Genomic DNA, 26,410 nt, shown 5'->3' on the forward strand with positions numbered 1-26,410 from the left:
GTGCCCCGTGTGCTGAAATGGGGTCAGCGCAGGTGCGTCTCGTCCGCATGGTCCAGCCAGTTGCGGCCCTTGTTCTCCAGGAAGAACACGTACACCAGCAGCGATACCGCGATCACCGCGGTGGCATAGAGGACGAACGTCTCGACATGATCACTGCGCAAGCTGGCCTGGTAGAGCAAGGGCGCGGTGCCGCCGAACGCGGAATTGGCCAGCGCGTAGCCCAGGCCCACCCCCAGCGCTCGCACATGCGTCGGGAACAGCTCCGCTTTCACCACCGCGTTGATCGAGGTGTAGCCGGTGAGGATGACGAAGCCGAGCGCCAGCACGCCGAAGGCGTGCAACCAGCCGGTCTGCTGCGGCAGGTGCAGGACCAGGAACCAGGTGTAGAGCACGCCGCCGATGCCGAAGAACACCAACAAGGTCTTGCGCCCCACAAGATCCGACAACCAGCCGCCCAGCGGCTGCAGCAGCATCAGCACGCTCAGCGCAACCAGGTTGATCACGGTGCCGGTCAGCACGTCGCCGCCGGCGAACTGCGCCTGCACCATCTTCGGGCCGATCACCGAATACGTGTAGAACGCCAGCGTGCCGCCCGCGGTGATCAGGAAGCACAGCAGCAGCGGTCGCCACTGGTGCACGAACAATTCGCGTAACGACCCGCTCTTCGCTGCCTTGCCGGTGCGCGCGGCTTCGATCGCTGCGGCATCCAGCGATTCGTCCATCGAGCGCCGCAACCAGAACACCACGACCGCCGCGATCCCGCCCAGTCCGAAGGCCACGCGCCAGCCCCAATCGGAGATCTGTTCCGGTGTCAGCCATTGCAGCATCAGCAGTAACGTGGCCTGCGCCAGCACATGGCCGCCAACCAGGGTGACGTAGTGGAACGATGAGAGGAATCCGCGACGCCCGGGGATCGCGGCCTCGGACATGTAGGTCGCGCTGGCACCGTATTCGCCGCCGGTCGCGAAGCCCTGCAGCAGCCGCGCGAACAACAGCAGCAAGGGTGCCGCGATGCCGATCGTGGCCACTGTCGGTGTGACCGCGATCAGCAGCGAGCACACCGCCATCAGCGTCACCGACACGGTCAGCGCCAGGCGCCGCCCATGGCGGTCGGCGAAGCGGCCGAAGTACCAGGCCCCGATCGGTCGCATCAGGAAGGTCATCGCGAAGATCGCCCACACGTACAGCGTGGCGTTCCTGTCGTCCGCCGAGAAGAACTTCGCCTCGAAGTACGTCGCGAACACCGAATAGACGTAGACGTCGTACCACTCGACCAGGTTGCCGGCCGAACCCTTCAGCGTGTTGGAGATCGAGCGGCGCAGGTCGCCCGGGGCACTGTCGGCGTCGCGGGTGTCGGCTGCGGGCATGCGGGGATGATCGGGGGGCGTGGCGCGAGGATAGGCGATGCCAACCCGCATCGCTCGCTCCGTCCATGCCGTATTGAGGGACGCACCGGCCTCATCGCCTACTGCCAACGTGGCCTGCACACAGCGCTTGCTCTGGTTTGAAGTCGCGGCATGCCGCATCGGGCGGCCTTGAGGGGACTTTCCATGAAGACTCGCCACTATGCATTGGCGCTGAGCGCGCTCGCGCTTGCCGCCGCAAGTTTTGCCGCGAACGCGGCCATCGTGTTCCAGAACCTGGGGACCAGCGCACCACCGGCTAGCATCGCCGGTCGCAGCATGTTGCCATTCAACCAGGCTGCGCAGGAAGCAATCCCGAACTACACGAATGGAATCTCCGTGATTCCCGGAAGTCCCGTTCCCGGAAACTTGAGCATCAGTCCCGCTGCTTACAGGCTCACGCCTGGAGACGGATGGGGCGGCAGCGGGATCTGGGGGCGCGGTTATGTCGGGCCGGTTTTCCACTCGTCCCAAGGACCGATCACGCTGACGCTCCCGGCGAATGCACGCGCATTCTATTTCTACGTGCAGCCAGCCACGTATGGAACCTGGAACGTCACCGCCACGACGAACTCCGGCGCAACCTCTGGCGCGGTGTCCGTCGACGTGTACGACGAAACCGGTGCGGCCAAGGGGTTCGCCTTCTACAGCACGGCGGGCGAAACGATTACCTCGATCACGATCTCGAACGATTCTCAGAATACCGGAGGCGCGGTCGCGGAGTTCGGGATTTCCACCGCAAACGGTGCCACCACCTGCGCCAGCGAGGGCTACACCGGCACCAAGCTGCTGTGGTGCCAGAACATCTGCGAGAAGGGATACACCGGCGCCCAGCTGGATACCTGGATCCACCGCTGGATCAATCGCTACCGCGACCTGCCCTACTGCGCGCAGGAAGGCGGCGGCGAGGAACCGCCGCCCCCCCGCCGCAACAGCCGGCCTGATACCGAGGCAACCAGCAACAGCACAAGGCCGGCGAATGCCGGCCTTGTCGTTTCCGGGGCGCGCAATAACGCTGTCAAAAAGCAAAAGGAGCAGGCGAACCTGCTCCTTTTGCCTTGGCCGTCCTGGCCAACCGCCCTGGTGTGGGCATCCTGCCCGCGGTTCCAACTGACTGTGGGGATGAACAAGGTGGCCGTCCCTGGCCACGCCGCGGCTGTCCCCGCTCGCGCGTGTACGCGACGCGAAGACACGATGCGCCATCGCTGCTTCGCTTCAGCTGCATGAACGGGTTTCATCGGCCTCACCCACTGCGATCGGTAGCATCCGGGCATCCCCCGCACCAGGATCAGCATGCCGATTCGCATCTACACCACCGCACCCGCGCGCAATCTCCTGGACGACCGACCCTTCGGCATCACTGCTTGGACGGACGACACGCACGCAGCCGAGGTCTACGCGATCGTGCTGCTGCCCGATGGCACGCCGGTGCTGCGGGGCCATGAAGTCTCGCTCACCTCCGTCGACATCGAGGGCGGCCGCGAACATGCGATGCGCCTTCACCTTGGCCGGTTGTGGGCCACGCTGTCCGACATCGACTGCCCGCCGCTTGACCAGTTGCTGGAAGAAATCCCGGTCGAGGAATTCGCGCTGACCCAGATCGGGAAATCGTCCATCCGTGGTGTGGTGGCGCAGATCGCTCTGGAGACGCAGTCCGATGAACTGGCGAACGCGTTCGCGGCCTTCCCGCGCACCAGTTAGGAATTGCGCCGGGGCGGTGCATGCGTCCCTCGCTTCGGCGGAAAATCGAACCGAGCCAGGCACCGGATCCCACGTGCATCGCAAACCGCATCTGCCGACCAAGACCTGCCCGGTGTGCCAGCGCCCGTTTGCGTGGCGCAAGAAATGGGAGCGGGCGTGGGAGTCGGTGCGCTATTGCAGCGAGCGGTGTCGGCGACATCGAAGCGGGGACGTCGCGCGATGATCGGGCTGCTGTCGCTGCGCCGATCCGTCAGGCCGGATGCGCCGGTGCCAGGATGGACTCGAGCAAGGCGCTCAACCGTTGCTCCATCGCGGCGCGCACCGGCGGACGCAGGGCCTCGGCCTGCAAGCGCACGGGCTGCGCGTAGATGTTGAAGGTCTCGCGCATCTCGTCCGGGTCCCGCGCGGCGTCGCGGATCACATCGGCCATGAGCGACAGACGGGTGATGCGCTGGGCGACGGTCTCGGCCAGCTCGTCCATCCCGCTTTCCGGCGACAGATAGCGGGACACTTCCGACATCAGTTCGGTCACATCGTCCGAAACGATCCGCGGCTCGAAGTCGAAATGGCAGAGGCTGCCGAACACCACGCCATCGTCGCCGATCAGCGGTACCCCGCAGTAGGACTGCACGGCTTCGCGGGCGGGATGCCGGACGATGCGGCCGTCCTCCAGCGATCGAGTGACGAGGAACGCATTCTTCGATTCGCGCACGATCCCGCAGTACGACGCACCTTCCGGCACCACCAGCAGGGCTTCCGGCGCATCCGACTCGCGATCGAAGATCGCCAGGTTGGCCGCCCCCGTGGCGGTGAACCGGTAGACCGCGGTGAACCGATAGCCGGTGGTGGCATTCAACTCGCGCAAGGCCTCGTTGATCTGCAGGCTCTGCAGCAGGTAGCGGAGGCGGTCGGGCACCAGGGCGTCGATCATCATGCAATGCCTCCTGGAAGGAGCGGCGGGGCTCCGGGTCGGACGGATCGAAAGCGTCGGCGTAGTGTGGGCGCGCGTCGTTTTGCGCACAACAGGAAAACGGGTCGGGTGGATCAGGACACCCTGCCCCCCTCCACGTCTTCGCCGTCGCTCACTCCCACTCGTCGTCCAGGCTGGTGGAGGCACCGAAGCCGACGACCTCCAGCAACGGTGCCAATGGCGGAATCCGCGGGTCATCGCTGGGGAAGTACGAGTCGCGCGGCAGCTTGGCCTTGTCGGTCGCGGGCGCACCCGCACGTAGGCCGAGCCTCACGTCGAAGTACATGCGCTCGCCCTCCTCGACATCCAGCTTGCCCAAGGTGGCGTCGTCGCCGATCGCGGGGCTCCACTGGTCATGCGCCGTGCCCGTCCCGTCCTGGTCGAAGCCGCTGAACCCGAACGGCTTGCCGTTGCGTTCGCGCAGCTCCGCGAACGACATGCCGACATGCACGCCGCCCTTGCCGCGCCAGCGCGATACCCGATCGCGGACCTCGATGCTGCGTAATTGATCGAGTTTTTCGCAGTCGTAGAAGAAGGCATGCGCGCGGCACGCGGGATCGTCGGGGAACAGGATCACTTCGCAATGGTAGGCATCGGCAGCCGGCATCACCTTGCGGAGGTTGTCGGTGCCGAAGCGGGCCTGCAGGTCGGCCAGGGATGTGCCTTGGGAAAACGTGCCGGGTAGTTGCCAGTCTTCGGCCTGCGCTGCGGCAGGTGCAGGCAGCGGTTTCGCCTGCGCTGGTTCTTGCGCATGGACGACGGGCGGCACCGGCAAAAGCGCAAACGCGGACGCGAGCAGCACGTTGCGAAGCTCACCGGTTCTCGCCATGTGCTTCTCCTGGACGTATTGCGAACAACGCCAGCCGCCAAAAGACTCGGTCACAGGTGGTGAGGAAGGATGACCAAACAACATCCTTGCGATGCGGCTACAGCCCAGCTTCGTCGAGCATCTCCAACAATCGACGCTTGCGCGCGTGAGTAGCGCGCACCATCGCCACGAAGTCGAGCAATCGACCGGAACGCTCACATCTTGCTGCTTTTGCCAGTAGCCCCACCAGACCCTTGTAATCACTGGGGCTTCGCAAACGACCTTCTTGCCCCTGCGCAAGACGCAGGTAAAACGATGAGGCCGCCGCGGGCTGGGACTTCTGCAGGCGATCAGCAAGCTTGCGCAGGGCGAACGACTCTACCGACTTCTCGTGTGCAAGCGCGATGGCAGCGGCGATATCACCGTCGTGCATCAGCAGTTGCATGCGCTGCCCCGCCAGTTCGCCATCTTTTTCGGTGACGAATGCAAGCGCCTTTTCCCGCCACTGCGGCCATGCCGCACCGGCATGCAGCCTCAAGGCATCCCAGCGATCCTGGTCGGGTTGGTGGTGGAACGCGGCCCAGACCTGCTCCAGCGCTTCGTCGCCCAAGCCGGCATCCAGCAGGCACTCAGCCAGTGCGACTCGCAGTTCCGACGCCTTCGGAAACCGTTTGACGGCGCTCTCCGCGAAGGCCATGGCTTCGCGAGCACGTCCAGCTTCGCGAAGGCTCGCCACCACCCTTACATGGTTACGCGGCATCGAGAGGTCGCGCCGCAGCACACGCTGCAACAGCTCGAAATCATGCAAGCAGTGGGCCAGCGCTTCGACGAGCGCACATACCTGAAACCCGGCATCGTCCCAGCCGCCTCGCTTGATCGGTGGCAGCCGCTCGAACGCATCCACGGCAAGTTTGGTGTAGGCCACCTGTCCCGGCGCACCCAATGGCTCCCAATAGTCGATGATCGGCAGCAGCCCCCAATGATCCTGCGACTGCAACGTCCACAAGGACTTGGCAAGCACCTTGCCTGGAGGTTGCGCGCAGCAGGCTTGGGCATGCAGCACTGCAATCGCCGCCATGCACTCGCCCACCGCTCCTTCCGAGTCGTCCACGCGTTCGATCACCTTGAAAAGCCGCTTCAGTGCGTATTCGCACAGCACACGACATTCCGCCGGGTCGCGCTGCAGAACATCGCCGAGCAGATCGATGACGGCCATCAGCCGATGGGCGTACTCCAGGGTCCGCCGATAGTCCATGAAGCTGCCGGTGGAGAGGGCTTTTGCCAGCGCTTCCCGCATTGCACTCGGTTCGCTGGCGGCCTGGTAGAGCCGCAAGCGCTTTTCGGTCTCCCGATCGTCGTGCGCCAGTGCAATCAACCAGTCCGCCAAACGCTGCGCCGGCTGCGCGCGCAGGAAGTCCGCCAGATGACCGGTCCCCGCCGCCACGCGCTTTCGTCCGCGATCCGAAGCGATCGTCGCCCGTGCGCGAGGAGCATCGCCCGTGCGCGCCACAAGCACAGCTGCGACCAGGTGTTTGCACAGAGCGCCGCCGTCCGCCGCTGGACAAGCGCAATCCCAATGCCAAGCGCCATCGAGCCGCTTGAACCACAGACGGTAGATCCGGCTGCCGTGAGCCTCTCCGACCAGCGCGTCAGCAGACACCTGCGACAGCGAGATCGCGCCACCCTTGACGTAGCCGATGCCACGCTTGTACGCGCCCTCGCCGGCGATATCCCGCAGCCACGCTTCGTCGGGGAATTCAGCGCAAAGGCTCATAGCATCGGCAAGTCAAGTCCCATCTCCCGCGCACACTCCTTCGCGATCTCGTAACCCGCATCCGCATGCCGCATCACCCCGGTGCCGGGGTCGTTCCACAGCACCCGCGCGATCCGCTTGTCGGCTTCCGGCGTGCCATCGCAGACGATCACCACGCCGCTGTGCTGCGAGTACCCCATGCCCACGCCGCCGCCGTGGTGCAGGCTGACCCACGTCGCGCCACCCGCCACATTCAACATCGCGTTGAGCAACGGCCAGTCGGACACCGCGTCGCTGCCGTCCTTCATCGCTTCAGTTTCGCGATTGGGCGATGACACGCTACCGCTGTCGAGGTGATCGCGGCCGATCACCACCGGCGCCTTCAGTTCGCCGTTGCGGACCATCTCGTTGAACGCCAGGCCCAGCTTGTGGCGCAGGCCCAGGCCGACCCAGCAGATGCGCGCCGGCAGGCCCTGGAAGCTGATGCGCTCGCGCGCCATGTCCAGCCAGTTGTGCAGGTGCGCGTCGTCGGGGATCAGTTCCTTGACCTTGGCGTCGGTCTTGTAGATGTCCTCGGGATCGCCACTCAGCGCGACCCAGCGGAACGGGCCCACGCCGCGGCAGAACAGCGGCCGCACGTAGGCGGGCACGAAGCCGGGGAAGTCGAACGCATTCGTGCAGCCCACGTCCTTCGCCATCTGCCGGATGTTGTTGCCGTAGTCGACGGTGGGAATGCCGGCGGCGTGGAAGGCGAGCATGGCCTCCACGTGCACGCGCATCGACTGCTTGGCGGCATCGCGCACGCCATCCGGATTCGCCTTCTGCTCGACAAGCCACTGTTCGACCGTCCAGCCGATCGGCAGGTAGCCGTGCACCGGGTCGTGCGCGCTGGTCTGGTCGGTCACGCAGTCGGGGCGCACGCCGCGACGCACGAGCTCCGGCAGGAGTTCGGCGGCGTTGCCGAGCAGGGCGATGGATTTCGCTTCGCCCGATGCGGTGTACTTCGCGATGCGCGCGAGCGCGTCGTCGAGGTCGCTCGCCTGCTCATCGACATAGCGTGTCTTCAGGCGGAAATCGATGCTGGTCTGCCGGCATTCGATGTTGAGGCTGCTCATGCCCGCGAGCGAAGCCGCCAATGGCTGCGCGCCGCCCATGCCGCCGAGTCCTGCAGTGAGCAGCCATTTGCCGGTGAGGTCGCCGCCGTAATGCTGGCGACCCATTTCCACGAAGGTCTCGTAGGTGCCCTGCACGATGCCCTGGCTGCCGATGTAGATCCAGCTGCCGGCGGTCATCTGCCCGTACATCATCAGGCCCTTTTTATCGAGCTCGTGGAAGTGTTCCCACGTGGCCCAGTGCGGCACCAGGTTGGAGTTGGCGATGAGCACGCGCGGCGCGTCGGCATGGCTGGGGAACACGCCGACCGGCTTGCCGGATTGCACCAGCAGGGTTTCGTCGTCGTTGAGGTTCTTGAGCGATTCGATGATGGCGTCGTAGCAGTCCCAGTCGCGCGCGGCGCGGCCGATGCCGCCATAGACCACCAGCGAGGTGGGGTCTTCGGCCACTTCCGCGTCCAGGTTGTTCTGCAGCATCCGGAACGGCGCCTCGGTCAGCCACGACTTGCAGGTGAGCGTATTGCCGCGTGGGGCACGGATGACGCGGGACGGATCGTGACGGCTGGACATCGGCATGGCTCCTGCAAGCGAAGCCGCGATTATCGCACCGGCACCCGGCCCGACTCAGCGGTATGGAAGCCGAGGTGTCACCTGCCTCCGCTATCATCGGCGCATGGCTTTCCTGCTCCGCGGCGCACTGCTGGCGCTGCTCCTCCTCGTCCAGGGCTGCGCCACCACGCGCGCGCCCGACGCCGCGCCGACGGTGGTGCTGGTCTCGATCGACGGCCTGCCTGCCGCGGTCCCCGGCAGCGGGCGCATGCCCGCGCTGGACGGCATCGCCCGCGAAGGCGTGCAGGCGGCGTGGCTGCAGCCGAGCTACCCCACCCTGACCTTCCCCAACCACTACACCCTGGCCACGGGCCTGCGCCCGGACCGCCACGGCATCGTCAACAACAACATCAACGACGCCGTGCTGGGGCGCTACGTGTCCAAGCAGGCCAGCGCGCGCGATGGCCGCTGGTACGGCGGCGAGCCGATCTGGGCCACCCTGCAGCGCCAGGGCGGGATCGCGGCGACGATGTTCTGGCCGGGCTCGGAAGCCGAGATCGCCGGGCAGCGTCCGCGCTACTGGACGCCTTTTGACGGCAGCCTGCCGGTCGATGCACGCGTCGATCAATTGCTGGCCTGGCTGGACCTGCCGCCCGCGCAGCGCCCGCGCCTGCTCACCCTGTACATGGAGCAGTACGACGTGGCCTCGCACGCGTCGGGCATGCATTCGCTGCAGGCGGTGCAGGCGCTGGCCACGATCGATGCCGGCCTCGCGCGATTGCGCGACGGGTTGCACGCGCGCGGGCTGGACGACCGCGTGGACCTGATCGTGCTGTCCGACCACGGCATGGCCGATGTGCCCGCCGCGAACCTCGTCTTCCTCGACGACCTGCTGCCGGCGGATGCGATGCAGGTCGAATCCGTCGGGCAGATGGCGTGGCTGACCGCGAAACCGGGCCGCGAGGCGGAGGTCGAGCGTGCACTGGTGCGTCGCCACGATCATTTCGAATGCTGGCGCAAGGCCGATGCGCCGCCCGCCTGGCACTTCGGCCGCAACCCGCGCATCCCGCCGATCATCTGCCAGGCCGACGATGGCTGGCGCGTGTGGCTGCATCGCTATCCGGTCTCGACCGTGCTGAAGGGCGAGCACGGGTTCGCGCCGGAGGACGTGGGCATGCGCGCGGCGTTCACTGCGGTGGGGCCGTCCTTCCGCAACGGCGTGCGCCTGCCCGCGTTCGACAATGTCGATGTGTATGCGTTGCTGGCGCGCTTGTTGCGGATCACGCCTGCAGCGAACGATGGCGACATCGCGCCCCTGCTGCCCGCATTGAAGGACAGCCGATGATCCTGTGCCGGCGCATCGACAGCCCGGTCGGGCCACTGATGCTCGCGGCCGACGACAGCGGCCTCCGCCACATCGAATTCCGCGACAACCGCCATCCGGTCAATCGCGGCGACTGGCACGGCGGCGACAATCCGATCCTGCAGGCGACCGAGGCGCAACTCGCGGAGTATTTCTCCGGCACGCGGACCCGCTTCGACCTGCCGCTGGCACCCCGCGGCACCGAATTCCAGTTGCGCGTCTGGCAGGCCCTGGCGCCGATCCCGCATGGCAAGACCTCGACCTACGCCGAGCAGGCACGCACCATCGGCAGTCCCGATGCGGTGCGCGCGGTGGGTGCGGCGAATGGCCGCAACCCGCTGCCGATCGTGCTGCCCTGCCATCGCGTGATCGGTGCGGATGGCGCGCTGGTGGGCTTCGGCGGTGGTCTGCCGGTGAAGGAGTTCCTGCTGCGGCTGGAAGGTGCGTTGCCGGCGCAACAAGGCGGATTGTTTTAAGCGAGCAACACCTTCATCGCCTCGCGATAGCGCGCCGCGACCGCATCGCGATCGCGATGCCGACCGTCCTCGACCACGCGCGCGCCGGCGACCTCGACATCGCGCACCAGCGGGCGATTGCCGCTGAAGATCCAGCGGTCGATGACATCGCCTTCGGTCGCGCCGGCCAGGATCGCCGCGTCGGCATCCAGCACGATGACGTCGCTTTGATTGAAGCCGGTGCTGTCGGCAGCACTCGCGACTGCACCATTCAACAAGGTGCTGCCGACGCTGGGCACGCGCATGCTCGACGCGATGTTGCGACGCTGCGCGCGCAGGCGTTGCCCGTATTCCAGCCAGCGCAGTTCCTCGACCGGATCGACCGAGCTGTTCGAATCCGAACCCACGCCCCAGCGCCCGCCCGCATCCAGGTAATCCCGCAGCGGGAACAAGCCATCGCCCAGGTTGGCTTCGGTTGTCGTGCAGATCGCCACGGTCGCGCCGCTGCCCGCGATGTCCTGCACTTCGCCATCGTCCAGGTGGGTGGCGTGTACCAGCGTCCAGCGCGCGTCCACCGGCACGCTGTCCAGCAGCCATTCCACCGGTCGCGCACCGCGCAGCGCGATGCATTCCTCGACTTCGGGCAATTGCTCGGCGATGTGGATGTGGATCCGCGACGCCGCCGGCAGCGCGGTCAACACCTCGTGCATCGGGTCGGACGGCACCGCGCGCAGGCTGTGCAGCGCGCAGCCGATGCGCACCGTGTCGCCTTCGCTGATGCGCAACGTGTCGAGCAAGCGCAGGTAGGCGTCGACGGAATGGCCGAAGCGCTGCTGGCGCGCCGACAGCGGCCTGCCATCGAAGCCACCGGTCATGTACAGCACCGGCAACAGGGTGATGCGGATGCCGGCATCGCGCGCGGCGCGCAACAGCGCCTGCGACATCGCATCGGCCTGCGCATAGGGCGTGCCATCCGGCCCGTGGTGCAGGTAGTGGAATTCGCAGACCGTGGTGTAACCGGCTTCGAGCATCTCCACGTACAACTGCGAGGCGACGGCGCGCAGCAGGTCGGGATCGAAGCGCGCGGCCATCGCGTACATGGTTTCGCGCCAGGTCCAGAACGAATCCGCGGGATCGGTTTGGCGTTCGGCCAGGCCGGCCATCGCCCGCTGGAAGGCATGCGAATGCAGGTTGGCGATGCCGGGCAAGGCCCAGCCGCGCGCGCTGCGGGTGGCAATCGACGTGTTCGGCGTGTGCATCGGCGCATTGTCGCGCAAACCCGCCGCGGGCTGCGGTAGGCTTTGCGCATGGACGGCATGCTGGTGCTCGGAATGATGTTCGCGGCCATGGCCCTGGCCGTGCTGCTGATCCTGCACCTGCGCCGTCGCTACGGCTCCGGCAGCGATGGCATCGGTGGCGGTGGTGGAGACGGCGGCCATTCGCACCATGACGGTTGCGATGGCGGCGGCGACGGAGGCGGTGGTGACTGATCGCTGGGACGGCCTGCTGCTCGGCCCCACCTTGGCGACGCTCGACAGCGACACTGGTCATGGGTTGATCGAAGACGGCGCGCTGGGCTGGAAGGATGGCCTGCTCACCTACGTCGGCCCACGCAGTGGATTGCCCGGCGATGCTTCTTCGCTCGCCGATGAGGTGATCGAGGCCGAAGGCCTGGTCACGCCCGGCCTGGTCGATTGCCACACCCATCTCGTCTTCGCCGGCGATCGCGCCAGCGAGTTCGAACTGCGCCTGCAGGGCGCGAGCTACGAGGAGATCGCACGCAGCGGCGGCGGGATCCTCTCCAGCGTGCGCGCCGTGCGCGAGGCCAGCGAAGACGAACTCCTGGCCCAGTCGTTGCCGCGTGCACGCGCATTGATCGCCGATGGCGCGACCACGCTGGAGATCAAGTCGGGCTATGGCCTGGACCTGGCCAATGAACGCAAGATGCTGCGGGTTGCGCGGCGCATCGGCGAAACGCTCGGCATTGACGTGCGAACCACGTTCCTTGGCGCGCATGCGCTGCCCGCGGAATACCGCGACGATGCCGATGGCTACATCGATGCCGCCATCGGCTGGCTGCACGCCTTGCATGCCGAAGGCCTGGTCGATGCCGTGGATGCGTTCTGCGAGCGCATCGGCTTTACCTCCGCGCAGACGCGGCGCATGTTCGAGGCCGCGCGTGCGCTTGCATTGCCGGTGAAGTTGCATGCGGATCAATTGAGCGATAGTGGCGGCGCGGCACTCGCCGCGGAATTCGTTGGACTGTCCGCCGACCACATCGAACACACCGACGAGGCCGGCGTGCGCGCGATGGCCGCGGCCGGCACGGTCGCGGTGCTGCTGCCCGGGGCGTTCCACGTGTTGCGCGAAACGACACTTCCGCCGCTCGAACTATTGCGCGCGCATGGCGTGCCGATGGCGGTGGCGACCGACTGCAACCCCGGCACGTCGCCGCTGCTGTCGTTGCGGCAGGCGATGCAACTGGCTTGCACGCATTTCAAACTGACGCCGGAAGAAGCATTGCGCGGCACGACCATCAATGCCGCGCGCGCGCTTGGCCTGCAGGATCGCGGCGTGTTGCGCGTCGGCTTGCGCGCCGACATCGCCCACTGGCACGTGCGGCAACCGGCGGCGCTGTGCTATTGGCTTGGCGGGCAACTGCTGCACGCCTCCTATGCCGGCGGTCGCCGGCTCGCCTGAATCCCTGGAGACTTCAATGCGCCATGCCATGCTCGCCGCTTCGATCCTCGCCTCGCTGGCGCTTGCTGCTCCCATCGCGCAGGCACAGGACGCCGCGGCGAAACTGGCGCAGGACGCGATCATCGTCGACACCCACATCGACGCGCCCGGCATCCTGATGGACAAGTGGGCGGACCTCGGTGTCGAGGCGAAGGATCGCGAGTTCGATCATCCCAAGTCGCGCGCGGGCGGCCTCGACGTGGCCTTCATGTCGATCTACACCTCGCCCAAGCAGGACGCCGACGGCAGCGCCTGGCATGTGGCCAACCAGATGATCGACGGGGTCGAGGCGCTGGTGCAGCGGCATCCCGACAAGTTCGCGATCCTGGCCTCGCCGAAGGATGCCACGCGACTGATCGAAGGCGGGCGCGTACTGCTGCCAATGGGCATGGAGAACGGCGCGCCGCTCGGCGACCAACTCGCCAACGTGCAGTTCTTCTTCGATCGCGGCGTGCGCTACATCACCCTGGCGCACAGCGGCAACAACCGGCTCGCGGACTCTTCCTACGCACGTACGAAGCAATGGAACGGCCTCAGCCCGTTCGGCCGCGACGTGGTGCGCGAGATGAACCGGCTCGGCATGATCGTGGACGTGTCGCACCTCGGCGATGCCTCGGCGAAGGAGGCGATCGCGCTGAGCCGGGTGCCGGTGATCGCCAGCCATTCCGCGTTCCGCCACTTCACCCCGGATTTCGAGCGCAACATCAGCGACGACATCGCCAAGGCCGTCGCCGCGAAGGGCGGCGTGATCCAGATCCCGTTCGGCACCGCCTTCATCGACCCCGCCAGCGCCGCCGACACCCAGGCGCGATTCCGCGCCATCGACGAGTTCGACCGCAACAACGCCGCGCTCAAGGCGCAGGGCCAGCCGCCGAAGGACCGCGTCGCGTTCGACAAGGCCTGGGACGCCGCGCATCCGGTGCGCGCGAGCACCCTGGCGCAGGTGCTGGACCAGATCGACTACGGGGTGAAGCTGCTCGGCATCGATCACGTCGGCATCGGTTCCGACTTCGATGGCGTGGACGGCGAGCTGCCGGCCGAACTCAAGACCGTGACCGACTTCCCCCACCTGGTCGCCGGCCTGCAGGCGCGCGGCTACAACGACGCCGACATCCGCAAGATTCTTGGCGGCAACCTGTTGCGCGCCTGGGGGGCGATCGAGGACGGCGCGGCGAAGTAACGGCCAAAACGCAAGAACCCCGCCGGAGCGGGGTTCTTGTCGTGCATCGCGGGAAGCGGGCTGTCAGGCCTTCTTCGCCACGACCTTCTTGGCCGGCGCCTTGACCGCGGTCTTCGTCGCGGCCTTCTTCACCACGGAAGCAGCGGCGGTGCCGGCGGCCTTGGTGGTTGCGTGCGAGCGTGCATTGCCATAGCTGGCGTTGTAGCGCTTGCCCTTGGCGGTCTTGCGGTCGCCCTTGCCCATCGTGATGCTCCTGGATCGATTCGAGTGTGTGGTTCGCGCCGCGCGCGAGACCGGCGATTCTAGCACGCGCTTCCCGCTCCCCGTTCCTAACCCCCTTGGCAAGGGGGTGGGGCCGTAGGGGCCGGGGGGTGAGGATGGCCTGCCCGCGCGGCACTGCCGCGCAGGCCAACCGAACGCCCGGCGCGCTGCACCGCGGCGGACTGGAGGCACGTAGCGGGGGCCAGGGTTTGCAACCCCAACCTTGGCATTGGCCAAGGCGCAGCCTTGGTCAATGCCCGTGGGCGCAGCTGGCGTCGTGGACGTGGCCGTGGTTGAGCCGCAGGTTGGCCAGATGGGCCAGCCCGACCAGGGTGCCGCCAAACGTCATTGCCACCGCATGCGGCACGACGGAATGGTGCAGCGGGGGATACAGGATCCCGATCCAGAGCACCGCCAGCCCGGGGATCAGCAGCCACAGCGCGCGCATGGCGCGGTGCCGGCGGTAGCTCCAGACCAGCACCGCCAGCCCGAACAGGGTGGCGAACAGCACGAACCCGACCTCGAAGCTCGGTGCCAGCGCAGCGGACAGGCCCAGCGAGGGCAGCAGGGCAATCAGGATCGGCAGCAGGGCGCAGTGGATCGCGCACAGCAGTGCCCCGGTGGCACCGAGGCGGTCGAACAGGGCGTGCAGGCGGGGATTCATGCAGGGGTGACTTCAGGCACGGGTGGGGATCCGATTTTGATATGTTATAACATCTTTCATCGTCATCACAGTGTTTCCTTCCATGCCCCGGCACTCCCACGCATTCAAGCACGCCGTCCTGGCCAGCGCGCTCGCCCTGGCCCTGGCTCTCGTCGCACACGCCCAGGACGCGCAGCACGCCCAGCATGACCACGAGCCGAAAGACCTGGCTGCGGTCGAAGTCCGCGCCACCCCGTTGGCCGATACCGCCGAAACCCTGGCCACGCCGGTCGAGGTGCTGGCGGGCAGCAAGCTGGACGAGGCCAAGGCCGGCACCCTGGGCGAAACGGTGGCCAAGCTGCCGGGCGTGCAATCGTCGAACTTCGGCCCCGGCGTGGGCCGGCCGATCATCCGCGGACTGGACGGCGCGCGCGTGCAGGTGCTGAGCGACGGGTTGGGTTCGGGCGACGTGTCGACGGTCAGCGTGGACCACGCGGTCACCATCGAACCCTTCCTGGCCAACCAGATCGAGGTGCTGAAAGGCCCGGCCACCCTGCTCTACGGCAGCGGCGCGATCGGCGGCGCGGTCAACGTGGTCGATGGCCGCATCCCCGAATCGCTCCCCGACGCGCCGCTGGAAGGCCGCGCGGAACTGCGCGGCGGCAGCGTCAACGACGAACGCACCGGCATGTTCCGGCTGGACGGCTACGCCGGGCAGTTCGCGTTCCACTTCGATGCCCTGCATCGCGAGGCTGGCGACTATTCGATTCCCGGTTTCGCCGAAAGCGCCGCGCACCTGGCCGAGGAAGGCGAAACCCCCGATCCGGACGATGCCGGCACCCTGGGCAACAGCGCCGTGCGCACCGACAGCGCCGCACTGGGCGTGTCATGGATCGGCGCGCGCGGCTTCCTTGGTGCGTCGTACAGCCTCTACAACACCGCGTACGGCATTCCCGGCGGGGATGACCATGCCCACGAAGAGGACGACCACGACCATGGCCACGGGCACGGGCACGAGGAAGGCGAGCACGACGACGAAGCGGACGATCATGGCGAGGGCGATGTCCGCATCGTGATGGACCAGCGCCGCAGCGAATTGCGTGGCGGCATCGACGACCTGGGCCCGTTCGAATCGCTGCGGGTGAAATTCGCCAACACCGATTACACCCACACCGAATTCGAAGGCGCGGACATCGGCACCGTGTTCCACAACCGTGGTCGCGAGGCCCGCGCGGAACTGGTGCATGCGCCCGTTGCCGGCTGGAAGGGCGCGTTCGGCCTGCAGGCCAGCGATCGCGATTTCGTTGCGGTCGGCGCGGAGGCCTTCGTGCCCGGCTCGGTCTCCCGCGACACCGGCCTGTTCTGGATCGGCCAGCGTGCATTCGGCCCGCTGCAACTGGACCTGGGCCTGCGCCACGACCGCAACCGCGTAGACGTCGACCAGTCCGCCACCGCATCGCCCGATCGCGACTTCAAGACGACGAGCCTCTCCGCCGGGCTGGGCTGGAAGGTCAACGACGCGCTGCACTTCAACCTCGGGCTGGATCGCGCGCAACGTGCGCCGACCGCCGAGGAGCTTTACTCCTCCGGCCTGCACGTCGCCACCGGCGGCTTCGAGTTCGGCAATGCGGCACTGGGCGTGGAAACCGCCCAACGCATCGAGCTGGGCATGCACCTGCATCGCGGGCCGATCGAGGCGCAGCTGTCCGCATGGCATGCGCGTTACGACGACTTCGTCTACCTGGCCGATACCGACCTCGAGGTCGAGGGCTTTCCGGCGCGCGTGTGGCGCCAGGACAACGCGCGCTTCTCCGGCATCGAGGCGCGCGTGGACTGGCAGATCGCCGAGGGCGACAGCGGCCTGTGGACCATCGGCGCGTTCGCCGACACCGTGCGCGGCAAGCTCACGGATGCGCCGGGTTCCGCGCTGGTCGAAGTCGATGTCCCGCACGGCGATCACTATCACCACGAGGAAGCGCAAGTAGCGACCGGCGGCAACCTGCCCCGGATCGCGCCGTCACGCGTTGGTGGCGAACTGCGCTGGGAACGCGATGGTTGGCGCGCAAGCCTCGGCGCAGTGCGATATCTCGAACAGGACGACGTGGCGGCGTTCGAGGACGCGACCCCCGGCTACACCCTGGTCGACGCGCACGTGGCCTGGCATATCGACACCGCCAGCGGCCGCGAGTGGGAGGTCTTCGTGGATGGCAGCAACCTGAGCAACCGTGAAGCGCGCCCGCACACCTCGTTCCTCAAGGATGTGGTGCCGTTGCCGGGCCGCAACCTGGTGATGGGCGTACGCCTGTTCTTCTGATCGTCGCCTGACCCCCGCGATCGATCGGCGCCTGCCTCCCTCCGGGGGGCAGGCGGTTTTATTTGCGCGCGCACTCCGCGCAGAGCCCGTGCACTTCCAGAGTCTGCGTCTGCGGACTGAACCCCAGCGCGCGCGCTTGCGCATCGAGCGTGGCCACGACGTGTTCGTCCTCCAGCTCCACAGCCTTGTGGCAGGCATCGCAGATCAGGAACGGCGCAGAATGCTGCGCGGCATTCGGGTGGTGGCAGGCGACGAAGGCGTTGACCGACTCCAGCTTGTGGATGAAGCCATTGGCCAGCAGGAAATCCAGCGCGCGATACACCGTCGGTGGCGCTGCCGCGCCGGCACCCTCGCCTTCGCGCACCTTGTCGAGCAGGTCGTAGGCCTTGATCGGCTTGCCGGCATCGGCAACCAGCCCGAGCACGCGCGCGCGAATCTCGGTCAGCCGCAACCCGCGCTCGCTGCAGGCGCGCTCCACCGCCGCGACGAAGCCGGCGGCATCGTGCACGTGGTGGTCGGGACTGCTGCAGGCGTGCGACTTGGCCATGACCGTGATCTGGGTTCAGCCCGACAGCTTCGCAAGGGCCGCGTCGATCCGCGCCAGCGCTTCGTCGCGGCCGCACAGGTACACGGTCCAGCCGATGTCCGGGCTGACCTGGGTGCCCGTGATCGCCACGCGCAACGGCTGCGCGATCTTGCCCATGCCGATGCCAAGCGCCTCGGACACCGTCTTCACGACATCGTGGATCGGCTCCGGCGACCAGTCCGCCAGTTCGGCAAGCCGCGTGCGCATCTGCGCCAGCGGTTCACGCGCGGCGTCCTTGAGATGCTTGGCCACCGACGCGTCGTCGTAGACGGTCAACGGGCCGAACCAGACCGCGGATTTCTCCGCCATTTCCTTCAGCGTCTGCGCACGCTCCCGCAACGCGATGACGAGATCGGCCGGCTTCGGGCCCTTCGCCAGGTCGTAGCCCGCCTGTTGCAAATGCCATTCGAGATGCCTGGCCACGGACTCGGCATCGTCCGATTTCAGGTATTGCTGGTTGAGCCAGCCCAGCTTGGCCATGTCCAGCCGCGCCGCCTTCGCGTTGACATCGGCAAGGTCGAACAGCGACTGCATTTCAGCGATGGAGAACACTTCCTGGTCGCCATGCGACCAGCCCAGGCGCACCAGGTAATTCAGCAACGCATGCGGCAGGTAGCCCGCGTCGCGGTACTGCATGACATCGGCGGCGCCGGTGCGCTTGGACAGTTTGGCACCCTGCTCGTCCAGGATCATCGGCAGGTGGGCGAAATTCGGCACCGGCGCGCCGAGCGCTTCATAGATGTTGATCTGGCGCGGCGTGTTGTTGACGTGGTCGTCGCCACGCACCACGTCGGTGATGCGCATGTCGATGTCGTCCACCACCACCGCGAAGTTGTAGGTGGCGTAACCGTCGCTGCGGAAGATGACGAGGTCGTCGAGCTCGCTGTTGGCGATCTCGATGCGACCCTTGACCTTGTCGTCCCACGCGACCACGCCATCGATGGGATTGCGGAAGCGGATCACCCGGTTCGGATCGTCGCGCCAGCCGGCGTTCGCGTCGCGATACGCGCCGTTGTAGCGCGGCTTGTCGTTGGCTGCCATGGCGGCCTCGCGCATCGCCTCGAGCTCCTGCTTGGTCTCGTAGGCGTAGTACGCATGGCCCGAAGCCACCAGTTGCTCGGCGACCTCCTTGTAACGGTCGAGACGATGGGTCTGGTAGATCGGGCCTTCGTCGTAGTCCAGGCCCAGCCATTCCATCGCCTGCAGGATGGCGTCGATCGCCGCCTGCGTGCTGCGCTCGCGGTCGGTGTCCTCGATGCGCAGGATGAACTCGCCGCCCTTGTGGCGCGATTCCAGCCAGCAGTACAGCGCGGTGCGCGCGCCGCCGATGTGCAGGTAGCCGGTGGGACTGGGGGCGAAGCGGGTGCGGACGGTCATGGGATCGACAGGACATGCGGTGGTCGCGCATTTTAGCGTTTACGCCCTCCCCTGCCTGCGGGGGAGGGTTGGGGTGGGATTTAGTCTTGGCGAGGGCTAACCCCCTCCCAGCCTCCCCCTGCAGGCAGGGGGAGGAGTTTTACAATGCCCGCATGACCACGCTGTTCATCGCCGACCTCCACCTCGACCCGGAACGCCCGGCGATCACCGAGCTGTTCGGCCGCTTCATCGATGAGGAAGCGACAGGCGCGGACGCGCTGTACATCCTCGGCGACCTGTTCGAGGCCTGGGTCGGCGACGATGATCCGTCCGATGCAGGCGCGTTCGTCGCCGACAAATTGCGCGCACTGGCCGCGTCCGGCGTGCCGGTGCGTTTCATCCGCGGCAATCGCGATTTCCTGCTCGGCGCGGACTACGCGGCGCGCTGCGGCATGACATTGCTCGACGAACCGCGGGTCATCGACCTGTACGGCACGCCGACGGTCATCCTCCACGGCGACCTGCTCTGCACCGACGACCTCGCGTACCAGCAATTCCGCGCGCAGACCCGCGACCCGCGCTGGCAGATGCAGTTCCTCGCCCAACCTCTCGAGGCACGGCTCGCGTTCGCCGCACAGGCGCGCGCGGCCAGCAAGGCGCGTTATGGCGAGCTGGTCAGTGCCGGCACCGCCGAGGTCGTCGGCGACGTGGCGAAGGACGCGGTCGACGCGCTGTTCGCGACCTCCGGCGTGCGCCGGATGATCCACGGCCACACCCATCGCCCGGCGATCCACGATGAAGGCGAAGGGAATACCCGCGTCGTGCTGGGCGACTGGTACGAGCAGGGCTCGGTGCTGCGGGTCGGCGAGGACGGCGTCGAACTCGCTTCGTTGTAGTCCGACGACGAGGACACAGGGCATTCGCTGCGCGCCTCGAAATGCCGCTGTGCGAACGCCCCGCGCCCTCGTCGCCTCATCGCCTGGCTATTTCGCCGCTTCGCCACAACCCTTGTAGTCGATGTCGCCGTAACGGAACGTCGACACCATGCTGTAGGTGTTGTCCGACATACCGTCACTGCAGGTCCCGCTGCTGACCGCCAGCACGAAGGGCTTGCCATCGTGCTGGCCTGAAATCTCCACCCCATCGGCCAAGGTCTTGCGCGTGCCTTGCATCACTACGCCGGGCTGGTCTTCCGGCGTCGTGTACGTCAGTCGCGTGCCCTCGACGTTGACGCCCCAGAACGGCTCGGTGCCGAACGCGCGGAAGATCCGCAGCGGCTCGACGTTCTCCTCACCGGCAACCCGCTTGGCGGATGACGTTTCGACGGCGGGCGATGCAGGCACAGCCGGCGCGACCGCATCCGCCGGCGGCACGGGGTCAGCCGGCGGCTGCGACGGTTGGCAGGCGACCAGCAGCAACGAGAGCGACGCGATGGCGAATTTCAAGGCAATGCTCCAGGACGGACAGCGCGGAGTGTGCCGCATGCCATCTTCGGCCGCGATGAAACTCAGCCGGCTTCGGCCAGCAGGCTTTCCAGCTCTTCGAGATCGAAGCCGGCCTCCAGCCGCGCCTGGGTATTGAACGGCTTGTGCAGCACGCCGGTGGCGTATTCGCGCAGCAACTCTCGGAACCTGGCGCGTGGCTCGATGTCTTCGCGTTCGCAATGCCATCGATACCAGCGCGAACCCGAAGCGACGTGCGCCACTTCTTCGCGCAGGATGATGTCGAGGATGTCGGCGGTCACGTCATCGCCCAGCGAACGCAGCTTCACGATCATTCCCGGCGTGACATCCAGCCCGCGCGCTTCGAGGACGCGCGGCACCAGCGCCATCCGTGCCAAGCCGGAACCTGCCGTTTTTTCCGCCATTTCCCACAGGCCGTTGTGGGCATCGAAGTCTCCGTAGTCGTGGCCGAGTTCGTTCAGGCGCGCGCGCAGCATCGCGAAATGGCGGGCCTCGTCGTTCGCGACCGAGACCCAGTCGGCGTAGTACGCGGCCGGCATGCCGCGGAAGCGATACACCGCATCCCAGGCCAGGTCGATGGCGTTGAACTCGATGTGCGCGACCGCATGGATGAAGGCCGCACGACCTTCGACACTGCCGAAGCCGCGGCGCGGGAGATCGCGTGGATGCACGAGCAGCGGACGCTGCGGGCGGCCGGGCATGCGGATCGGCTCGGGTGGCGGCGCATCGGCATCGATCACGAGTTCGCCGCGGGCGAAGGCGTTCGCCATCGCCAACGTCAATGCAGGCTTTTCATCCGGCGTGTTGGCGTCGAGGCAGGCGCGGGCGGCAGCGAAGAGGTCGGTCATTCTTGCGCTTGGTGTTTCCTTCTCCCGCCGGGAGAAGGTGCCCCGCAGGGGCGGATGAGGGTTCGTTTCATTCGACTGAACGAGCCCGTCGCACCCTCACCCCAACCCCTCTCCCGAGGGGAGAGGGGCTCAGGACGCCCGGCGCGTCTTCTTCGCGTCATCCGAGCGCAACTGCTGCAGGCGCTCGAAATAACCGGTCTCGATCCCGGTCACGTATTCGCCACTGAAGCAGGAACTGTCGAAGCGGCGACCCGGGAATTTCGGCCCGGCTACCGCGGCTTCGAGGTCGGACAATTCCTGGTAGATCAGCCAATCGCAGCCCAGCAACTGCTCGATGTCCTTCTCGCTGCGACCGTGCGCCACCAGTTCCTCACTCGACGGCATGTCGATGCCGTAGATGTTCGGGTAACGCACCGGCGGCGCGGCGGACGCGAGATACACCTTCTTGGCGCCTGCATCGCGCGCCATCTGCACGATCTGCTTGCTGGTGGTGCCGCGCACGATGGAATCGTCGACCAGCAGCACCACGCGGTTGCGGAACTCCAGCGGGATCGGGTTGAGCTTGCGCTTCACCGACTTCGCCCGCTCGCCCTGCCCCGGCATGATGAACGTACGGCCGACATAACGGTTCTTGATGAAGCCTTCCCGATACTTCACGCCCAACACATTCGCGATTTCCAGCGCGGAATCGCGGCTGGTGTCGGGGATCGGGATCACCACGTCGATGTCGTGGTCGGGGCGCTCGCGCAGGATCTTCTCGCCCAGGGTCACGCCCATCCGCATGCGCGCCTTGTGCACCGAGATGTTCTCGATCATCGAGTCCGGTCGCGCGAAATACACGTACTCGAAGATGCAGGGCGCGTGGTCCTGCGGCTGCGCGCACTGCTGCGCGAACAGCTCGCCGCGCGCGGTGATCACGATGCCTTCGCCCGGTTCGACATCGCGGATGCGCTCGAAACCGAGGATGTCCAGCGCCACGGATTCCGAGGCCACGATGTATTCGTCGCCGCCCGCGCCCGCGCGCTTGCCCAGCACCAGCGGGCGGATCCCGTGCGGATCGCGGAACGCCACCAGGCCCAGGCCCAGCACCGCGCAGACCACCGCGTAGCCACCCCTGGCACGGCGGTTCACGCCTTCCAGCGCGCGGAACACCGCATCCGGCGTCAGTGCCTTCTGCAGGTCCAGTTCGTGCGCGAACACGTTGAGCAGCACTTCGGAATCGGATTCGGTGTTGACGTTGCGCCGATCCTGCTCGAACACCTCGCGACGCAGCGCGTCGGTATTGATCAGGTTGCCGTTGTGCGCCAGGGCAATGCCGAACGGCGAATTGACGTAGAACGGCTGCGCTTCGTCGCTGCCCTCGCTGCCCGCGGTCGGATAGCGGCAATGGGCGACGCCGACGCGGCCGGACAGCAGCGCCATCGCCGACTGGTCGAACACGTCGCGCACCAGCCCGTTGCCCTTGTGCACGCGCAACTTGCCGCCATCCGCGGTGGCGATGCCGGCCGCGTCCTGGCCACGGTGCTGCAGTACGGTGAGGCCGTCGTACAACTGGGCCGCGACTTCACTGTGGCCGACGATTCCGACGATGCCGCACATGGGGTTGTTTCCTGGTTCGAACGAGGGTGTTACGGATGCGGGCGGACGATGCCGTCGATGCCGGCCTTGGCCTTGACCTGCGCCTTGAGCGCGTCGGCTTCGGCACGGTTCATCGCCGGGCCGACACGCACGCGGGTGCGGGTGCCGCCTTCGGTGCTGACGCTGTCGGTGAACGCGTTGAAGCCGGCACTGCGCAGCTTGTCGCGCAAGGCAGTGGCTGCAGCGGCATCGGCGAACGCACCGACCTGCACCGCGAAACCGGTCTTGCTGGTGTCGGCGGGCTTGCTGGCCGGCGGCGGGGTGACCACAGCAGACTTGGGTACCGGTGGCGTCGGCTTCGCCTCGGCCACGACGGCAGGTTTCGCCGCAGGCGTGGTGACCGGCGCAGCCGGCTTGGTGGCGACGGGCGGCAGCGGTTCGGCCTTGACCGGCGCCGTCGGCGTGGCGGCCACCGCGGTCGAAGGTGCGGACACCGGTGCCGGTGGCGTCGCCGGATTCGCATCCAGCGCGATGACCTTGGCGCCGACGTTCGGATTCACCTGCGCGGCCCGCAGCCGCGCGGACTCGGCCACGGCCAGGTCGGCGAACGGACCGATGCGCACTCGCTCGGCCTGGCGCCCGTTGAGTGTCACCGTTTCGCGGTAGCCGGGCAGCTCGGCAGCCTTGAGCGCGGCAATCACCTTGTCGGCATCCGCCGCGGTGGCATAGCTGCCGAAGCTGACCGCATGGTCGCCGGCCGCAGTGGTCGGGAACGCACCCTGTTGCGTGCTGGGCGCTGCCGCATCCGGCATCGCCGAAGGCATCCCGGTCGCACCACCTTCCGGGGCGCCTGCCGGCGCGACCAGTGGCAGGTCGCGGGTGACCATGCCGTCCGCAGTCTCGGGTTCGGCGGGCACGTCCAGCGCCACATCGGACACGCCACTGTCGGGCGCGGGGCCCTTGACCAGCATCGGCAGGAAGATCACCGCCAGTGCGACCAGCACGACCGCGCCGACCAGGCGCTGCTTCAACGAGGGTTCCATCGGCATACCGGGGACCAGCGGCGGCGGGGGAGCCGGAATTATACCGCGCCGCGATTAACGTCCCCCTGCGAACCCATGCAACGCGTCGCCACGCGGGAGAGCAATCGCACGCGTCATCTATCGGCCCCGAATCGCCTCAGGGCGACTGCCGTGGTGTGGAAGGAGCCGAACACCAGCACGCGCCCATCGGGCGTGGCCGACTGCAGCGCGGCTTCGAGCGCGATGCCGGGATCTGCATGCGCATCCGCCGTGGCGGCTTCGGTACCGGCCAGGCGTTGTCGCAACGCGCTGGCTTGCTGCCCACGCGAACCCGCATCGACCAATCCCGCCAGGTGCCAGCCATCGACCTGCCCGGCCAAGGCCGTGACCACCCCCGCGGCATCCTTGTCGGCCAGCGCCGCATACACCGCAAGCGTGCGACGTCGCGGCTGCGCGCGCAGCCATGCCGCCAACGCACGCGCTGCCTGCGGGTTGTGGCCCACGTCCACCACGATTTCGACGCCATCGCGGCGGAACCGCTGCAGGCGACCGACCACTTGCGCGTTGGCGATGCCCTCCGCGTACGCCTGCCGCTCGATGCGACCCGGCAGCGCGCGCAGTGCCGCCACCGCGCAGGCCGCATTGCGCAATTGCACCGGTGCATCCAGCGCCGGTCGCGGCAGGGTCATCGCATGCCCGACTTCGCGCCAGCGCCATGTCGCGGCATCGACGGGTTCCGCGAAGAAATCGTTGGCGATCCGCCATGACTGCGCGCCGATCGCGTACGCATGCCGCAACACGCTGGCCGGCGGGTCGTCGTCGCCCAGGATCAGCGGCTTGAACGGGCGGGCGATGCCGGCCTTTTCGAAACCGATGGATTCGACGTCATCGCCCAGCCAATCCTGGTGGTCGAGGTCGACGGTGGTGATCACCGCGACGTCGGCATCGACCAGGTTCACCGCATCCAGGCGACCACCCAGGCCGACTTCCAGCACGACCAGGTCCAGCCTCGCCCGGGCGAACAGCCACAATGCGCACAGCGTGCCGTATTCGAAGTACGTCAGCGGGGTGTCGCCGCGCGCGGCCTCGACCGCCTCGAAGCCTTCCACCAGCGCGTCGTCCTCGACATCCGCGCCCTCGATGCGCACGCGCTCGTTGTAGCGGAACAGGTGCGGCGAGGTGTAGGCGCCAGTTTTCCAGCCATGCGCGCGGGCGATGGCCTCGATGAAGGCGACGGTCGAGCCCTTGCCATTGGTGCCGCCGACGGTGATCACGCGCTTCGCCGGCTTGCCCAAGCCCATCCGCATGGCCACTTCGCGCACGCGCTGCAGGCCCATCGCGATGGACTTGGGATGCTGTTGCTCGATGTAAGCGAGCCAGTCGCTCAAGGGACGCGTGGGCATGCCGCTATTATCCGGCCTCGTCCCCGCCGAGCGACACCCCGACATGAGCCAGCCCGCGCCGATCCTCGGTTCCATGCGTTTCGGCAGCTGGGGCGCGAAGCTGTCGCCCACCGCGGTCGCATCCTTGCTGGAGGGCGCGCTCGATGCCGGCATCGACACCCTCGACCTGGCCGACATCTACGGCGACCACGCCACCAATCCACTGGTGGGCGAGGCGCTGGCATCGCGGCCCGGATTGCGGCAGCGGCTGAAACTGCTGGCCAAGGTCGGCATCGTCCGCACCAGCAGCCCCGGCAACCCGCGTGGCGTGCAGCACTACGACCTGTCGGTGCGCCACCTGCGCGCGGCGCTCGACACCAGCCTGCGCGACCTGCGGACCGACCATGTCGACGTGCTGATGCTGCATCGCTTCGATCCGCTGCTGGAGCCGGCAGTGATCGCCGATTGGGTGCGCGAGGAACAGGCGACGGGACGCGTGGGCGCCTTCGGCGTGTCGAACTTCGGCGCGCACGCACTGGCGCTGTTCGACGGCACGCTCGGCATCGTCGGCAACCAGGTCGAACTGTCGCTGGCCAACAGCACGGTCATCGAAGACGGCACGCTCGACGCCACCCGCGCGCGCGGCGCCGAGGTACAGGCATGGTCGCCGCTGGGCGGAGGTGGATTGCTGCAATCTTCCGGGCCATTGCACGAGGCGCTGCAGTCGTTGGGCAATGAATTCGGGCTGGATGCCGCTTCGCTGCTGTTGCGCTGGGTCGCCAGCGTGCCGGATACGCGCGTGGTCATCGGCAGTACCGATCCGGCGCGCATCCGCGCTGCTGCCGATGCCTGCGCAACACCGCTGCCGAAGGATGCGTGGTACGCGCTGTGGGAAGCGGCGCGCGGGTATCCGGTGCCCTGAGC

Annotated in this window: 26 protein-coding genes; 11 read left to right on the plus strand and 15 right to left on the minus strand. The window is 67.3% G+C overall.

Features of this window, described 5'->3' with window-relative positions; translation table 11 throughout:
• Positions 1-23 precede the first annotated feature (23 nt).
• A complete protein-coding gene (locus ACE3T8_RS08340; RefSeq protein ID WP_374608383.1) occupies positions 24-1,367 on the minus strand; it encodes an MFS transporter in 1,344 nt (447 codons plus the stop codon).
• A gap of 183 nt (positions 1,368-1,550) precedes the next feature.
• On the opposite strand from ACE3T8_RS08340, the gene ACE3T8_RS08345 reads away from it, so the two are divergent.
• The 3 genes from ACE3T8_RS08345 to ACE3T8_RS08355 all read left to right on the plus strand — a co-directional run bounded on the left by ACE3T8_RS08345 (position 1,551) and on the right by ACE3T8_RS08355 (position 3,327).
• The gene (locus ACE3T8_RS08345) at positions 1,551-2,630 is read left to right on the plus strand and encodes a hypothetical protein (protein WP_374608385.1); all 1,080 of its coding nucleotides are present in this window, start codon (positions 1,551-1,553) and stop codon (positions 2,628-2,630) included.
• Between the two features lie 66 nt (positions 2,631-2,696).
• Positions 2,697-3,104 carry a hypothetical protein gene (locus ACE3T8_RS08350; RefSeq protein ID WP_374608386.1) on the plus strand — a complete coding sequence of 136 codons (408 nt, stop codon included), beginning with the start codon at positions 2,697-2,699 and terminating at the stop codon, positions 3,102-3,104.
• Positions 3,061-3,327, plus strand: a complete 267-nt coding sequence (locus ACE3T8_RS08355) for a DUF2256 domain-containing protein (protein ID WP_374608387.1) — start codon at positions 3,061-3,063, stop codon at positions 3,325-3,327. Before ACE3T8_RS08350 ends, ACE3T8_RS08355 begins: the two co-directional genes overlap by 44 nt.
• Before the next feature lie 27 nt (positions 3,328-3,354).
• Here the strand turns inward: ACE3T8_RS08355 and ACE3T8_RS08360 are convergent, their stop codons facing one another.
• The 4 genes from ACE3T8_RS08360 to hutU all read right to left on the minus strand — a co-directional run bounded on the left by ACE3T8_RS08360 (position 3,355) and on the right by hutU (position 8,317).
• The gene (locus ACE3T8_RS08360; RefSeq protein WP_374608389.1) at positions 3,355-4,038 is read right to left on the minus strand and encodes a GAF domain-containing protein; all 684 of its coding nucleotides are present in this window, start codon (positions 4,036-4,038) and stop codon (positions 3,355-3,357) included.
• A gap of 148 nt (positions 4,039-4,186) precedes the next feature.
• Positions 4,187-4,903, minus strand: a complete 717-nt coding sequence (locus tag ACE3T8_RS08365) for a hypothetical protein (protein WP_374608390.1) — start codon at positions 4,901-4,903, stop codon at positions 4,187-4,189.
• A gap of 97 nt (positions 4,904-5,000) precedes the next feature.
• Positions 5,001-6,656 (minus strand): SWIM zinc finger domain-containing protein, encoded by a 1,656-nt coding sequence (locus tag ACE3T8_RS08370; RefSeq protein ID WP_374608392.1) that lies wholly within the window; start codon positions 6,654-6,656, stop codon positions 5,001-5,003.
• Positions 6,653-8,317 (minus strand): urocanate hydratase, encoded by a 1,665-nt coding sequence (gene hutU / locus ACE3T8_RS08375; RefSeq protein ID WP_374608394.1) that lies wholly within the window; start codon positions 8,315-8,317, stop codon positions 6,653-6,655. Before hutU ends, ACE3T8_RS08370 begins: the two co-directional genes overlap by 4 nt.
• Positions 8,318-8,420: 103 nt before the next feature.
• Here hutU and ACE3T8_RS08380 point away from each other — a divergent pair, with 103 nt between their 5' ends.
• Positions 8,421-9,641 (plus strand): ectonucleotide pyrophosphatase/phosphodiesterase, encoded by a 1,221-nt coding sequence (locus ACE3T8_RS08380; RefSeq protein ID WP_374608396.1) that lies wholly within the window; start codon positions 8,421-8,423, stop codon positions 9,639-9,641.
• Positions 9,638-10,135, plus strand: coding sequence for a methylated-DNA--[protein]-cysteine S-methyltransferase (locus ACE3T8_RS08385; protein WP_374608398.1), 498 nt, complete (start codon positions 9,638-9,640; stop codon positions 10,133-10,135). Before ACE3T8_RS08380 ends, ACE3T8_RS08385 begins: the two co-directional genes overlap by 4 nt.
• Here the strand turns inward: ACE3T8_RS08385 and ACE3T8_RS08390 are convergent.
• On the minus strand, positions 10,132-11,373 hold the full coding sequence (locus ACE3T8_RS08390) for a formimidoylglutamate deiminase (RefSeq protein WP_374608400.1): 1,242 nt from the start codon (positions 11,371-11,373) through the stop codon (positions 10,132-10,134). The genes ACE3T8_RS08385 and ACE3T8_RS08390 overlap by 4 nt on opposite strands.
• A gap of 48 nt (positions 11,374-11,421) precedes the next feature.
• Here ACE3T8_RS08390 and ACE3T8_RS08395 point away from each other — a divergent pair, with 48 nt between their 5' ends.
• From ACE3T8_RS08395 to ACE3T8_RS08405, 3 genes are read left to right on the plus strand one after another with little or no spacing between them, the layout of a single operon-like run.
• Entirely contained in the window at positions 11,422-11,604 is a 183-nt protein-coding gene (locus tag ACE3T8_RS08395) for a hypothetical protein (protein ID WP_374608401.1), read from the plus strand.
• Entirely contained in the window at positions 11,573-12,814 is a 1,242-nt protein-coding gene (gene hutI / locus ACE3T8_RS08400; RefSeq protein WP_374608480.1) for an imidazolonepropionase, read from the plus strand. Before ACE3T8_RS08395 ends, hutI begins: the two co-directional genes overlap by 32 nt.
• 16 nt (positions 12,815-12,830) lie before the next feature.
• Complete coding sequence (locus tag ACE3T8_RS08405) at positions 12,831-14,033, plus strand: dipeptidase (RefSeq protein ID WP_374608403.1); 1,203 nt, start codon at positions 12,831-12,833, stop codon at positions 14,031-14,033.
• Positions 14,034-14,096: 63 nt separating this feature from the next.
• Here the strand turns inward: ACE3T8_RS08405 and ACE3T8_RS08410 are convergent, their stop codons facing one another.
• Together ACE3T8_RS08410 and ACE3T8_RS08415 are read right to left on the minus strand one after the other, a co-directional pair.
• Positions 14,097-14,342: a 30S ribosomal protein THX gene (locus tag ACE3T8_RS08410; protein WP_374608405.1), complete on the minus strand. Its 246-nt coding sequence runs from the start codon at positions 14,340-14,342 to the stop codon at positions 14,097-14,099.
• A 202-nt stretch (positions 14,343-14,544) separates the two neighbouring features.
• A complete protein-coding gene (locus ACE3T8_RS08415; protein WP_374608406.1) occupies positions 14,545-14,958 on the minus strand; it encodes a MerC domain-containing protein in 414 nt (137 codons plus the stop codon).
• A gap of 82 nt (positions 14,959-15,040) precedes the next feature.
• Between ACE3T8_RS08415 and ACE3T8_RS08420 the strand changes: the two genes are divergently transcribed.
• Entirely contained in the window at positions 15,041-17,251 is a 2,211-nt protein-coding gene (locus ACE3T8_RS08420; RefSeq protein WP_374608408.1) for a TonB-dependent receptor, read from the plus strand.
• Between the two features lie 58 nt (positions 17,252-17,309).
• On the opposite strand, the gene ACE3T8_RS08425 is transcribed toward ACE3T8_RS08420, so the two are convergent.
• A complete protein-coding gene (locus tag ACE3T8_RS08425) occupies positions 17,310-17,798 on the minus strand; it encodes a transcriptional repressor (RefSeq protein WP_374608409.1) in 489 nt (162 codons plus the stop codon).
• Between the two features lie 15 nt (positions 17,799-17,813).
• Positions 17,814-19,214: a glutamate--tRNA ligase gene (gltX, locus tag ACE3T8_RS08430; RefSeq protein WP_374608411.1), complete on the minus strand. Its 1,401-nt coding sequence runs from the start codon at positions 19,212-19,214 to the stop codon at positions 17,814-17,816.
• Positions 19,215-19,366: 152 nt separating this feature from the next.
• Here gltX and ACE3T8_RS08435 point away from each other — a divergent pair, with 152 nt between their 5' ends.
• Positions 19,367-20,089, plus strand: a complete 723-nt coding sequence (locus ACE3T8_RS08435; RefSeq protein ID WP_374608413.1) for a UDP-2,3-diacylglucosamine diphosphatase — start codon at positions 19,367-19,369, stop codon at positions 20,087-20,089.
• 87 nt (positions 20,090-20,176) lie between these two features.
• Here ACE3T8_RS08435 and ACE3T8_RS08440 read toward each other — a convergent pair whose 3' ends face one another.
• From ACE3T8_RS08440 to folC, 5 genes are all read right to left on the minus strand, one after another.
• Positions 20,177-20,638, minus strand: a complete 462-nt coding sequence (locus ACE3T8_RS08440; protein WP_374608414.1) for a COG3650 family protein — start codon at positions 20,636-20,638, stop codon at positions 20,177-20,179.
• 62 nt (positions 20,639-20,700) lie between these two features.
• On the minus strand, positions 20,701-21,504 hold the full coding sequence (locus ACE3T8_RS08445; protein ID WP_374608416.1) for a ferritin-like domain-containing protein: 804 nt from the start codon (positions 21,502-21,504) through the stop codon (positions 20,701-20,703).
• A 129-nt stretch (positions 21,505-21,633) separates the two neighbouring features.
• Positions 21,634-23,103, minus strand: a complete 1,470-nt coding sequence (purF, locus tag ACE3T8_RS08450) for an amidophosphoribosyltransferase (RefSeq protein ID WP_374608419.1) — start codon at positions 23,101-23,103, stop codon at positions 21,634-21,636.
• Between the two features lie 29 nt (positions 23,104-23,132).
• Positions 23,133-24,125 carry an SPOR domain-containing protein gene (locus ACE3T8_RS08455; RefSeq protein ID WP_374608420.1) on the minus strand — a complete coding sequence of 331 codons (993 nt, stop codon included), beginning with the start codon at positions 24,123-24,125 and terminating at the stop codon, positions 23,133-23,135.
• Between the two features lie 113 nt (positions 24,126-24,238).
• Entirely contained in the window at positions 24,239-25,507 is a 1,269-nt protein-coding gene (gene folC / locus ACE3T8_RS08460; protein ID WP_374608422.1) for a bifunctional tetrahydrofolate synthase/dihydrofolate synthase, read from the minus strand.
• A 43-nt stretch (positions 25,508-25,550) separates the two neighbouring features.
• Between folC and ACE3T8_RS08465 the strand changes: the two genes are divergently transcribed.
• Positions 25,551-26,408, plus strand: a complete 858-nt coding sequence (locus ACE3T8_RS08465) for an aldo/keto reductase (RefSeq protein ID WP_374608424.1) — start codon at positions 25,551-25,553, stop codon at positions 26,406-26,408.
• Positions 26,409-26,410: the final 2 nt, after the last annotated feature.

It is taken from the genome of Thermomonas sp. (genome assembly GCF_041919455.1).
Lineage (GTDB): Bacteria > Pseudomonadota > Gammaproteobacteria > Xanthomonadales > Xanthomonadaceae > Thermomonas.

Excerpts from the sequence above, each read along its gene's own strand:
- ACE3T8_RS08420 (WP_374608408.1), top strand. The coding sequence starts at position 15,041 with ATGCCCCGGCACTCCCACGCATTCAAGCACGCCGTCCTGGCCAGCGCG.
- ACE3T8_RS08425 (WP_374608409.1), bottom strand. The coding sequence starts at position 17,798 with ATGGCCAAGTCGCACGCCTGCAGCAGTCCCGACCACCACGTGCACGAT.
- ACE3T8_RS08355 (WP_374608387.1), top strand. The coding sequence starts at position 3,061 with ATGAACTGGCGAACGCGTTCGCGGCCTTCCCGCGCACCAGTTAGGAAT.
- ACE3T8_RS08465 (WP_374608424.1), top strand. The coding sequence starts at position 25,551 with ATGAGCCAGCCCGCGCCGATCCTCGGTTCCATGCGTTTCGGCAGCTGG.
- ACE3T8_RS08380 (WP_374608396.1), top strand. The coding sequence starts at position 8,421 with ATGGCTTTCCTGCTCCGCGGCGCACTGCTGGCGCTGCTCCTCCTCGTC.
- folC (WP_374608422.1), bottom strand. The coding sequence starts at position 25,507 with ATGCCCACGCGTCCCTTGAGCGACTGGCTCGCTTACATCGAGCAACAG.
- hutI (WP_374608480.1), top strand. The coding sequence starts at position 11,573 with ATGGCGGCGGCGACGGAGGCGGTGGTGACTGATCGCTGGGACGGCCTG.
- ACE3T8_RS08405 (WP_374608403.1), top strand. The coding sequence starts at position 12,831 with ATGCGCCATGCCATGCTCGCCGCTTCGATCCTCGCCTCGCTGGCGCTT.
- ACE3T8_RS08455 (WP_374608420.1), bottom strand. The coding sequence starts at position 24,125 with ATGGAACCCTCGTTGAAGCAGCGCCTGGTCGGCGCGGTCGTGCTGGTC.
- ACE3T8_RS08385 (WP_374608398.1), top strand. The coding sequence starts at position 9,638 with ATGATCCTGTGCCGGCGCATCGACAGCCCGGTCGGGCCACTGATGCTC.
- ACE3T8_RS08415 (WP_374608406.1), bottom strand. The coding sequence starts at position 14,958 with ATGAATCCCCGCCTGCACGCCCTGTTCGACCGCCTCGGTGCCACCGGG.
- ACE3T8_RS08365 (WP_374608390.1), bottom strand. The coding sequence starts at position 4,903 with ATGGCGAGAACCGGTGAGCTTCGCAACGTGCTGCTCGCGTCCGCGTTT.
- ACE3T8_RS08370 (WP_374608392.1), bottom strand. The coding sequence starts at position 6,656 with ATGAGCCTTTGCGCTGAATTCCCCGACGAAGCGTGGCTGCGGGATATC.
- ACE3T8_RS08345 (WP_374608385.1), top strand. The coding sequence starts at position 1,551 with ATGAAGACTCGCCACTATGCATTGGCGCTGAGCGCGCTCGCGCTTGCC.
- ACE3T8_RS08340 (WP_374608383.1), bottom strand. The coding sequence starts at position 1,367 with ATGCCCGCAGCCGACACCCGCGACGCCGACAGTGCCCCGGGCGACCTG.
- ACE3T8_RS08395 (WP_374608401.1), top strand. The coding sequence starts at position 11,422 with ATGGACGGCATGCTGGTGCTCGGAATGATGTTCGCGGCCATGGCCCTG.
- hutU (WP_374608394.1), bottom strand. The coding sequence starts at position 8,317 with ATGTCCAGCCGTCACGATCCGTCCCGCGTCATCCGTGCCCCACGCGGC.
- purF (WP_374608419.1), bottom strand. The coding sequence starts at position 23,103 with ATGTGCGGCATCGTCGGAATCGTCGGCCACAGTGAAGTCGCGGCCCAG.
- ACE3T8_RS08360 (WP_374608389.1), bottom strand. The coding sequence starts at position 4,038 with ATGATGATCGACGCCCTGGTGCCCGACCGCCTCCGCTACCTGCTGCAG.
- ACE3T8_RS08350 (WP_374608386.1), top strand. The coding sequence starts at position 2,697 with ATGCCGATTCGCATCTACACCACCGCACCCGCGCGCAATCTCCTGGAC.
- ACE3T8_RS08390 (WP_374608400.1), bottom strand. The coding sequence starts at position 11,373 with ATGCACACGCCGAACACGTCGATTGCCACCCGCAGCGCGCGCGGCTGG.
- ACE3T8_RS08435 (WP_374608413.1), top strand. The coding sequence starts at position 19,367 with ATGACCACGCTGTTCATCGCCGACCTCCACCTCGACCCGGAACGCCCG.
- ACE3T8_RS08445 (WP_374608416.1), bottom strand. The coding sequence starts at position 21,504 with ATGACCGACCTCTTCGCTGCCGCCCGCGCCTGCCTCGACGCCAACACG.
- gltX (WP_374608411.1), bottom strand. The coding sequence starts at position 19,214 with ATGACCGTCCGCACCCGCTTCGCCCCCAGTCCCACCGGCTACCTGCAC.